This window comes from Piscinibacter sp. (assembly GCF_050175855.1).
GTDB lineage: Bacteria > Pseudomonadota > Gammaproteobacteria > Burkholderiales > Burkholderiaceae_C > Piscinibacter.
This window is the reverse complement of sequence record NZ_JBFXIO010000172.1, coordinates 1-10,252: the sequence shown is the minus strand read 5'-3', so window position 1 is coordinate 10,252 and position 10,252 is coordinate 1. Positions and strand designations below refer to the sequence as shown.

General features: G+C 67.6%; 7 protein-coding genes and 1 pseudogene. 6 read left to right on the top strand and 2 right to left on the bottom strand.

Translation table 11 applies throughout. The features are described 5' to 3' along the window. The 6 genes and pseudogenes from AB7U92_RS14125 to AB7U92_RS14100 all read left to right on the top strand — a co-directional run. Positions 1-144: pseudogene (locus tag AB7U92_RS14125) on the top strand (branched-chain amino acid ABC transporter permease); the annotation flags it as partial. A 20-nt stretch (positions 145-164) separates the two neighbouring features. Then, positions 165-1,142: a branched-chain amino acid ABC transporter permease gene (locus AB7U92_RS14120; RefSeq protein ID WP_199232323.1), complete on the top strand. Its 978-nt coding sequence runs from the start codon at positions 165-167 to the stop codon at positions 1,140-1,142. 58 nt (positions 1,143-1,200) lie between these two features. Continuing rightward, on the top strand, positions 1,201-2,970 hold the full coding sequence (locus AB7U92_RS14115) for an acyl-CoA dehydrogenase (protein WP_128199322.1): 1,770 nt from the start codon (positions 1,201-1,203) through the stop codon (positions 2,968-2,970). Between the two features lie 29 nt (positions 2,971-2,999). After that, entirely contained in the window at positions 3,000-3,494 is a 495-nt protein-coding gene (locus tag AB7U92_RS14110) for a MaoC family dehydratase (protein ID WP_128199321.1), read from the top strand. A 28-nt stretch (positions 3,495-3,522) separates the two neighbouring features. Further along, positions 3,523-4,272, top strand: a complete 750-nt coding sequence (locus tag AB7U92_RS14105) for an electron transfer flavoprotein subunit beta/FixA family protein (RefSeq protein WP_128199320.1) — start codon at positions 3,523-3,525, stop codon at positions 4,270-4,272. After that, complete coding sequence (locus AB7U92_RS14100) at positions 4,273-5,214, top strand: electron transfer flavoprotein subunit alpha/FixB family protein (protein WP_128199319.1); 942 nt, start codon at positions 4,273-4,275, stop codon at positions 5,212-5,214. It begins immediately after the preceding gene. Positions 5,215-5,632: 418 nt separating this feature from the next. Here AB7U92_RS14100 and AB7U92_RS14095 read toward each other — a convergent pair whose 3' ends face one another. Continuing rightward, a complete protein-coding gene (locus AB7U92_RS14095) occupies positions 5,633-8,572 on the bottom strand; it encodes a Tn3 family transposase (protein WP_428577851.1) in 2,940 nt (979 codons plus the stop codon). A 61-nt stretch (positions 8,573-8,633) separates the two neighbouring features. Next, positions 8,634-10,118: a hypothetical protein gene (locus AB7U92_RS14090; RefSeq protein ID WP_428577848.1), complete on the bottom strand. Its 1,485-nt coding sequence runs from the start codon at positions 10,116-10,118 to the stop codon at positions 8,634-8,636. Positions 10,119-10,252 lie beyond the last annotated feature (134 nt).

Sequence of the window (10,252 nt, the reverse complement as noted above, 5' to 3'; positions counted from 1 at the left end):
GCCATCCTCACCGGTCTCGGCCTCGGCCTCGTTGAGGGCCTGACCAAGGTCGTCTACCCCGAAGCCTCCGCCGTCGTGATCTTCGTGATCATGATCTTCGTGCTGCTTTTCCGCCCGGCCGGGCTGTTCGGCAAGCAGGCCTGACGCCTGCGAAGGAGACCCCGATGTCCACCGTCACGTCGACCCCGCCCGCCACCGCACCGGCCTCGGGCAACCGCCACCTCATGGCCTGGGGCATCGCCCTGCTGCTCGGCCTCGCCGCGCCCTGGCTGATCTACCCGACCTTCCTGATGAAGGTCCTGTGCTTCGCGCTGTTCGCCTGCGCCTTCAACCTGCTGCTGGGCTATGCCGGCCTGCTGTCGTTCGGCCACGCAGCCTTCTTCGGCGGCGCCGCGTACATCGGCGCGTCGCTGGCCAAGGACCACGGGCTGTCGCCCGAGCTCGCGATCCTCGGGGCCACGGCCTTCGCGGCCGCGCTCGGGGCGTTGTTCGGATGGCTGGCCATCCGCCGCAGCGGCATCTACCTGACGATGATCACGCTGGCCCTGGCACAGCTCGTGTTCTTCCTGGCGCTGCAGATGCCGTTCACCGGCGGCGAGAACGGCCTGCAGGGCGTGCCCCGCGGCCGGCTGTTCGGGCTGATCGACCTCAACGACAACACGGCGATGTACTACTTCGTCTTTGCCGTGTTCGTCCTGGGCTACTGGCTCATCCAGCGCACCGTGCACTCGCCGTACGGCCAGGTGCTGAAGGCCATTCGCGAGAACGAGCCGCGCGCCATCTCGCTGGGCTACGACGTCAACCGGCACAAGCTGCTCGCCTTCGTGCTGTCCGCCGGTCTTTCCGGCACGGCCGGCGCGCTCAAGGCGCTGGTGTTCCAGCTGGCGACGCTGACCGACGTGCACTGGCACATGAGCGGCCAGGTGGTGCTGATGTCGCTGATCGGCGGCGTGGGCACGCTGTTCGGGCCGGCCGTCGGCGCGCTCGTCATCGTGACGCTGGAGAACGAACTGGCCGACAAGGTCGGCTCCTGGGTCATGGTGATCATGGGCGCGATCTTCGTGGCCTGCGTCCTGGCCTTCCGCCGCGGCGTCGTCGGCGAGCTGCTGGCCCTGCGCGGTCGGCGCGCCCCCGACGAGTGAACCCCTCCACGCACCCGGCCCTTCTTCCGCCCCACCCATCGACCCGGAGCACCCCACCATGAGCTACGTCGCCCCCGTGCGCGAGATGCTGTTCACGATGAAGGAGATCGGCGGCCTGGACGCCGTGCTGGCCCAGCCCGGCCACGAGGAGGTCACCCCCGACCTGGTGGAGACCATCCTGGAGGAGGCCGGCAAGTTCGCGGCCGAGGTCCTCGCACCGCTGAACCAGCCCGGCGACCGCCAGGGCAACCGCTGGGACGCTGGCGCGGTGCACACGGCCGACGGCTTCAAGGAAGCCTACGCCAGCTTCTGCGAGACCGGCTGGAACGGCATGCCGGCCAGCGTCGACTTCGGCGGCCAGGGGATGCCCACGCTGCTGTCCACCGCGGTGCTGGAGATGTGGAAGTCGGCCAACATGGCCTTCAGCCTGTGCCAGATGCTCACGCTCGGCGCGGTCGAGGCGATCGTGCACCACGGCAGCGAGGCGCTCAAGGCGCGCTACCTGCCGCCGATGGTCGAAGGCCGCTGGACGGGCACGATGAACCTGACCGAGCCTCAGGCGGGCTCCGACCTGGCCGCGCTGCGCGCGAAGGCCGTGCGCGAGGGCGACCACTACCGCATCAGCGGCACGAAGATCTTCATCACCTGGGGCGAGCACGACATGGCCGAGAACATCGTCCATCTCGTGCTGGCCCGCCTGCCCGACGCGCCGCCGGGCGTCAAGGGCATCTCGCTGTTCCTGGTGCCGAAGTACCTCGTCGGGGACGACGGCCGCCTGGGCGACCGCAACGACCTGACCTGCGCCTCCATCGAGCACAAGATGGGCATCCGCGCCAGCGCCACGGCCGTCATGAGCTTCGGCGAGGGACCGGGCGCGATCGGCTACCTGCTCGGCGAGGAGAACCAGGGCCTGGCCTGCATGTTCACGATGATGAACCATGCCCGTCTGAACGTCGGGCTGGAGGGCGTGGCGATCTCCGAGCGCGCCTACCAGCAGGCCCGCGGCTACGCGCTGGAGCGCGTGCAGGGCAGGACCCTGGTCGGCGACGCCACCATCGCCGGCCATCCGGACGTGCGACGCATGCTGATGGACATGAAGGCGCGCACCGAGGCCCAGCGTGCGCTGGCCTATTTCGCCGCCGGCTGGATGGACCGCGCGCACGGCCATCCCGAGGCCGGGCCGAGGCGCCAGGCGCAGTCCCTGGTCGACCTGCTGATCCCGGTCGTGAAGGGCTGGTGCACCGAGGGTGCGCAGCTGGTCACCGCCACCGGCGTGCAGGTCCACGGCGGCATGGGCTTCATCGAGGAGACCGGCGCCGCGCAGCACCAGCGCGACGCGCGCATCACGACGATCTACGAAGGCACGACGGGCATCCAGGCCAACGACCTGATCGGCCGCAAGCTCGCGCGCGACGGCGGCACGGCGATGAAGGGCCTGCTGGCGCAGATGCGTGCCGACGCGAACGCCGTCGGGCACGAGTCCGACGCCCTGCTGGTCGACCTGCATGCTTCGCTGCAACGAGGCGTGCAGGCCCTGGACGAGGCCACCGACGGCCTGCTCGGCCAGGCGCCGCGCGAGGCCGCGGCCGCCGCCGTGCCCTACCTCTGGCTGGCCGGCACGGTCATCGGCGGCTGGCTGCTGACGCGCGCGGCCGTCGCCGCCACCGCACAGCTGGACAGTGGCAGCGACGGCGAAGACTTCCTCGCGGCCAAGCGGGTGACGGCGCTGCACTTCGCCCTGCACGTGATGCCGCACGCCGCGGCCTGGCGCGACGGCGTCCTGCGCGGCGCGGCGTCCACTCTCGGACTGACCGCCGACCAGCTCTGACACCCGAACCCGACCGCGAGGAACTCCCCATGAACGAGATGAACGGCCACGACATCGAGGACCTGCAGCCCGGCATGAGCGCAACCTTCTCCAAGACGATCACCGAGGCGGACATCGTGCTGTTCGCCGGCGTCTCGGGCGACAACAACGCCGTCCACGTGAACGAGGAGTTCGCCGCCGGCACCGCCTTCGGCGGCCGCATCGCGCACGGCTTCCTGACCGCCAGCGTGATCTCCGCCGCCGTCGCCAACCGGCTGCCCGGCCCGGGCACGATCTACCTCGGCCAGCAGATGCGCTTCAAGGCACCGGTGCGTCCGGGCGACACGGTGCACGCCTGCGTCACCGTGGTGTCTGTCGACACCGCCAAGGCGCGCGCCGTGCTGTCCACCGTGTGCAGCGTGCGCGACACCGTGGTCATCGAGGGCGAGGCGCAGGTCATGACGACCTCGCGCGCGCGGCGGGAGGCGAAGGCCGCCCAGATGGCCCAGGTGGCCCAGGCGACGGCTGCGGGCGTGACCGCCTAAGCCCCCCCGAACACGAGGAGACGATCGCATGAAGGTCATGGTGTGCACGAAGCGCGTGCTGGACTACAACGTCAAGGCGCGCGTCAAGGCGGACGGTTCGGACGTCGACCTCTCGGGCGTCAAGATGAGCATGAACCCCTTCGACGAGATCGCCGTCGAGGAGGCGGTGCGCCTGAAGGAGAAGGGCGTGGCCACCGAGGTGATCGCCGTGTCCTGCGGCGTCACCCAGTGCCAGGAGACGCTGCGCACCGCGATGGCGATCGGCGCCGACCGAGCCATCCTGGTCGAGACCGCGGAAGAGCTCCAGCCCCTGGCCGTGGCCAAGCTGCTGAAGGCGCTGGCCGACAAGGAGCAGCCGCAGCTCGTCATCCTGGGCAAGCAGGCGATCGACGACGACTGCAACCAGACCGGCCAGATGCTGGCCGCGCTGGCCGGCTGGCCGCAGGGCACGTTTGCCAGCAAGGTCGAGGTGGCCGACGGCAAGGTGGCCGTCACGCGCGAGGTCGACGGCGGTCTGGAAACGGTCAGCCTGACGCTGCCGGCGGTCGTCACGACCGACCTGCGCCTGAACGAGCCGCGCTACGTCACGCTGCCCAACATCATGAAGGCCAAGAAGAAGACGCTGGACGTCGTCAAGCCCGAGGACCTGGGCGTCGACGTCACCCCGCGCATCAAGACCCTCAAGGTCAGTGAGCCGCCCAAGCGCGGTGCCGGCGTCAAGGTGCCGGACGTCGCTACGCTGGTCGACAAGCTCAAGAACGAAGCGAAGGTGATCTGAATGTCGATCCTCGTCATTGCCGAACACGACAACGCGCAGGTCAAGCCCGCGACGCTGAACACCGTCACCGCCGCGGCCGCCTGCGGCGGCGATGTCCATGTCCTGGTCGCTGGCCACGACGCTGGCGGCGCCGCCCAGGCCGCCAGCCAGATCGCCGGTGTGGCCAAGGTCCTGCACGCCGACGCTGAAGGCTTCGCACACGGCCTGGCCGAGAACGTCGCCGCCCAGATCGTCGCCCTGGTGAATGACACCAAGGACTACAGCCACGTGCTGCTGCCCGCCACCGCCAGCGGCAAGAACATCGGCCCGCGCGTGGCCGCGCTGCTGGACGTGGCGCAGGTCAGCGACATCAGCAAGGTGGTCAGCGCCGACACCTTCGAGCGCCCGATCTACGCCGGCAATGCGATTGCCACGGTGCAGAGCACCGACGCCGTCAAGGTCATCACCGTGCGCAGTACCGGCTTCGATGCGGCGGCCGCGACCGGCGGCAGCGCCGCGGTCGAGAGCGTGCCCGCCATGGCCGCGGCCGGCGGGTCCAGCTTCGTCGGCAGCGAGATCGCCAAGCTCGACCGGCCGGAACTGACCTCGGCCAAGATCATCGTCTCCGGCGGCCGTGCGCTCGGCTCGAGCGAGAAGTTCCACGAGGTGCTGGAGCCGCTGGCCGACAAGCTCGGCGCCGCGCTCGGCGCCAGCCGCGCCGCGGTCGATGCGGGCTATGCGCCGAACGACTGGCAGGTCGGCCAGACGGGCAAGATCGTCGCGCCCCAGCTCTACATCGCCGCCGGCATCAGCGGCGCGATCCAGCACCTGGCCGGCATGAAGGACTCCAAGGTCATCGTCGCGATCAACAAGGACCCCGAGGCCCCGATCTTCAGCGTCGCCGACTACGGCCTGGAGGCCGATCTGTTCGAGGCCGTGCCGGAGCTTACGGGCGCTCTATGAGATGAGGCGGCGGCGCCCGACACGGTGCTGCGGCTGATCAAGCTCTCACTGAATGACCATGGCCACAGCCTTTACAAGGATAGGGTCTCTCGTGAAAGCGGGGATTCGCTTGGGCGAACAGCGAGTGGGTGCCGCTCATGCGAACTCTCGTGGAGACACCAACACGGGATGACGGTGTCCAGTCTTGAAGGAACATTCGCTTGGCCGTTGCAACAGTCCGGTTGTGGTCGGCCGCCGGTGGCCGCCAACGCCTGCTTTGCGGATGCGAAACTCGACTAGGTGACGGCCGAGCGTCGGCAGCCATGGAGAAGCCCGACTGGCGGCTATGGGTCGTTGGCCGCCCGTCACCTGTCGCCGCTGAAGGTCAGCTGACCGTCTCATCGCCGACACCCTGGCCTCCGGGACGCGGCCGCGGGCCTCACCGGCCAGGCTTGGCCGCGCCAAGCCCGGCGGCGCGCTCCACCAGCACGTCCGCGTACCGCTCGACGTTGAACCGGAACGTCCCACGGAAGTTGATGTGCGAGAAGTGCGCCGGGCCAATTCGCCGCAGCCAGTCCTCCTCGATGCCGACGCCATCCCGGTTGAGCTTCGTCACCACGGTGTCCATGCGATTCGTGTTCCACGCCAACACGATGTTGGTCAACAGTGCGTGAGCTCCCGAAATGGCCGCCATCTCTTGCCGCCGGCGGCCACGCTCAGGGGCCACCTGGCCGCCATGAATGGCACGCTGCAGCTGATGCACCGACTCGCCCCGGTTGAGCAGGGTGTGTATCTCGCGCCGATAGTCCGGGATGGCCAGGTAGTCGCACAGAAACAGCGTTCGCAGCAGGCGCCCAAGGTGTTCTGCAGCGCGGTGCAGCGGGTCGCCAACCGCTGCTGACCCCAGCCGGTGGATGGCATGCGCCGCGGACACCTTGCCCGCCCGAATCGACGCCGCCAGGCGCACCAGGTCGTCCCAGCCGCGCTCGATCGCCTTGACCGACACCCGGCGCACGGTCACACCCTCCAGGCTCTCCGGCACCGGCCAACCCCTGGGCACGAACAGCTTTCGCTCACGCAGATCGCGCAGGCGCGGGCACAGGTCAAAACCCAAAAGCTTGGCGATGGCCATCGCCACGTTCGTGACGCCGTGGGTATCAACGGCCAGCAGAGAGAGTCGGATCCGGTCTTCGGCACGGTTGTGCTGCTCGACGCCTTCGACGGCCACGCCTGCCTGCCGCTCGTTGAGCACGACGGGTTGGTCGTAGAACAAGCCCCAGCGGTCGCGAACGTGGGTGTACAGCCCCGCGGCATAGGTGCGCCGGCGCGGGTCCACCCGGGCCGTCCACAGGTGGCGGCTGGCGTCCATGGCCATCATGTCGGCAGAGCCCTTGGTGCCGTCGCCCCAGAGCGCCGCGATCGGCAGCGCGTTCTGGTACTCCGACACCCGTTCGTTGGCCCGGCGCAGCCTGCCGCTCAGCTCGACGGCCCGCATCGCCGTGGAGATGTGCGCCGCGTCGATGCCGGGGATCATCGAGCCCACGCCCTTGGCGTCGAGATCGGTGCCATGGGCCAGGAGCGCGCCGTAGATGGCCCGCAGCTCGTTGCTCGACGACGGACGGCGGGCCAGCAGCGCCTCGCTGAAGTGGGTGGCGGCGTCGACTTCCAGCAGCAGGTCTGGCAACTGGACGGAGCCGATGTGCTTGAAGACAGCCTCCCGGGTCTTGCGTGGCTCCACTTCCTCGTCCATCGGTCGGATTGGCGGCAAATGCAGGAGCTTGTCTGCGCCGATCTCGATCTGACCGCGACCGGCGGCCTCAGCCAAGGCCGTCAGGCCGACCGACACGCCCGCCAGGATTGGCTCCAAAAACGCCATGGCCTGGTCGGGCAGGCCGAGAATCTGGTGGTGCAGTTCCTTCGTGCGGCTCCAGTCGGCACCTGCCAGCAGCATCGACTCGCGGGCGCGGAAACTGATCGAGTGGTTCACCCACGCGCTGCCGCGCCGCAGGCTCTTGCGCAGCGCCATCATCGTGCTGGCCTCGAATGCCCGGTACCGAGACTGAGGATCCAGGTCGCTGACGATCGTGTTCCATGCGGCGCCCACCGGCGGCAGCTCGAAGTCCTGCGGGATCTCCTTGGTGCCGAGAGCTTGCAGACGCTGCCAGGCCTGCCATTGGTCGTGGCCGGGGTCGCCCGACGCGCCGGCAAACTCGATGTCGCGAAGGCCCGCCAGGTGGGCATGAACGCGCCGGTTGTCCTCGGCCAGCGCCCTACGGACCTGGGACGCGAAAGTGCTTGTGCCAGCTTCGCCGATGTCGTGGAGCAAGGCGCGGGCTTCGAGCACGCGATCGCGCCAGGGCTTGGACTCGTCGTGGAGCACCGACTTGGCTTTGAGGGCCTGCTGCAGCGTCGCGCCGCCGCTGCGCGAGCGTCCTTTCTCGACACGCTCGGCGGCGCGACGGAACAGGTCTTGGCTCCGGCGCGAAGCCTGCAACAGCGCCATGTCGGTCAGCTCCAACAGTGTGACGCGCAGGAAGCAGGTGATCTCGACGGTCTGGCGCTGCCGCTCTATGCGTGCGGTCATCGACGGACGCCGCATCTGGACGTGGGCGGCGTAGGCCTGCTGCTTGCTCAGGGCCACGGCGTCCAGGGGCCAGGCGTGCACGCCCAGTTCCTTCAACGCCCGGATCTTCTCCAGCGTTTCAGCCATCGTGCTCGGAGAGTGCCGCTTGGGTGGCGTCTTGAGCCATTCAAGCCGGGTGCCTACGCCCCCGGACTGCGTTGCATAGCACCAGTCGATGGCCTTGAGGAGGGCTGCCTTGCCGACGCCGGCCTCGATCGTGGCTGCCATGGCCGTCTCGGTGGCGTCGAAGGCCTCGCGCGCCAAGTCTGCAAGGCGGCGCGGCCCAGGGATGACGATGCGCCGTTCGTACAGCCACATGCGGGCGGTTTCGGCGAGATCGTCGGGATGCGCGGCCTCGAGCGCGGAGATTGCCAGAACCTTTTGAAGTTGGTCGACACCAGCCGCATCCAGGTCTAGCAGGCCGAGGTAGGTGCGAGCCCATGCTTGATGTTCGTACAGCGTCTGGCGGCGAGCGTAGAGGGACCGCAGGCTGGCGATGCTCACGGCCGGGGTTTGAAACGCCTCACAGACGGCACGCAGCAGGGTCTTGGGCACCGACGCGAACCGGTCCATCGGGCGGCCGCTGGCCCGCAGGAACAGCATCTGAATGGCTGCCGCGACCCGGCGATCGTGGCGAAAGCGCCCTGAGACCGCGGCGATGTCGTCCGCGCTCATGCAGAAAGATTGCTGGACGTCGAATTCCGACAGCCTAGTGGGCAGGTTCTCCGCGCCAATGAAGCGCTTGGCGAAGGACATGGTGACACCGTTCTGGCAGTCGAAACCGCCAATCTACCTGGGTCGGGCGCGGCGCGAATCCCTACATGCCCAGGAGCCGCATCGAGCTGGTGACGGCTTGGCCAGCGGCCACCGTGTCAATTTGCTGGAAAGATACGATTACCCCGACGTCAAGTTCGAGCATGAACACTCCGTTGTCGCGACGTGTGATCTTCACACCAGGCCACCGGTTGCTCACGAAGAACGTCACGACCTGCTGCGTCATCCACGGGATGCTGCCGTGGTTGAGCGCCTTCAGCGCTTCCACCGCCACGGCGATTCGGCCGTCTGCCATCTCTGTGAAAGGCAGGTCTCCGCGGCGAACCAGTTCCACGACGTTCAGCAGACCCGCCTTGACGGGATGCGGCTTCGCCGTGCGATCTTCGATCCTTGGCGCAGTTCGACCGTCGGCACCCAGCTTCGACTGAGCATCCGCCATCCTCCTGCGCAGCTGCGCTTTCACGGCTTCCACCGCCTCCGATACCTCTACGTCTTGCTCGCGCACCGGCTCTCGCTTGGGTATCGCCTTCTTGCCAGCGCTGGTGGCCTTTTCTTCCTTCGCCACTGGCCGGGTCGCTGCGGTGGGGGCTTCTTGCGACGGGGCCGCTTCCACGACTTCCTCGGACGCGTCTTGCCGCTCGGTGTCGGGGGCTCTCAAGCCCGGTTCGGTACCCACCTTCTCCGTCGCGAGCGCCGTTCCGACAGCCTTCGCGTTCGAGCGTGCGGCCTTTTTCTTCGATTCCGACTTCTTCGACTCTCCGGCGATCTGAGGTACCCCGTTCTCGTCGTGCGTCACCCACACTTCGGTCGCCATTGAAAGCGCGTCCTTCAAGACGGCCTTGCGCTTCTCTTCCCGCTTCTCGTCACCGAACAGCCCAACCAGCTTCGGAATGGAGTCGTGGTCCTTCATCTCGGCCAGCCGTGCGAGCTCGCCCTTCGGCTCGAACACTATGGTGCACAGACTCTTCGAGATCGGCGCCCCCAGCCTCTTCGGATCTCTTCCGTACCAATCCACCTGCCACAGAGCCTCCTCGGGACAGCTGGCCTTGGCTTCGCCCCACTCCGTGATCAGCATTCCCTTCTCGCCAAGGACCCGCAGGAGATCCTTCGTGAGCACCGTGACGCCCTTGCCGTCCACCTTGCCCTTCTGGGAGTTGCGGAGCTCCATTCTCTTGAGCAGCTCTTCGCGCACATCCTTTTCGTAGACCACGATGATGGTTCGGTTCTCGACCACGTTCTTCTGGCCGATCCCGAACTTCTCCCGCTGCCCGTTGATTCGGCCCGCCTCGATGACCAGGTCAGTGAACGCCTCCCACAGGTGACCTGCGTATGTCGTCTCGACGATCGGCACTTCGCGCTTCTTCCCGAGTTCGTCTTCTTGCCCGTTCTCGATCAGGCCGGCACGGATGTCTGCCTCGATCATCAGTTCGAGGAGCGCCTGGCAGCGATCCGAGATCAGCTGCCCGTTGCGGTCCATCGGCATCTTCGAAGGCTTGTGGTAATTGCTCACTGCCAACAACAGGATCATGCGATCCTCGTCGGGGTCTCCTCGTTTTCAGTGCAATAAGTGACGGTACGAAAAGCTAGCACTGGCGCGGAGGTGGTGTTGGTAGATCGTTGATTTCATTGACTTTCCTGTTCACTTTCAAATCTGCGATTCGT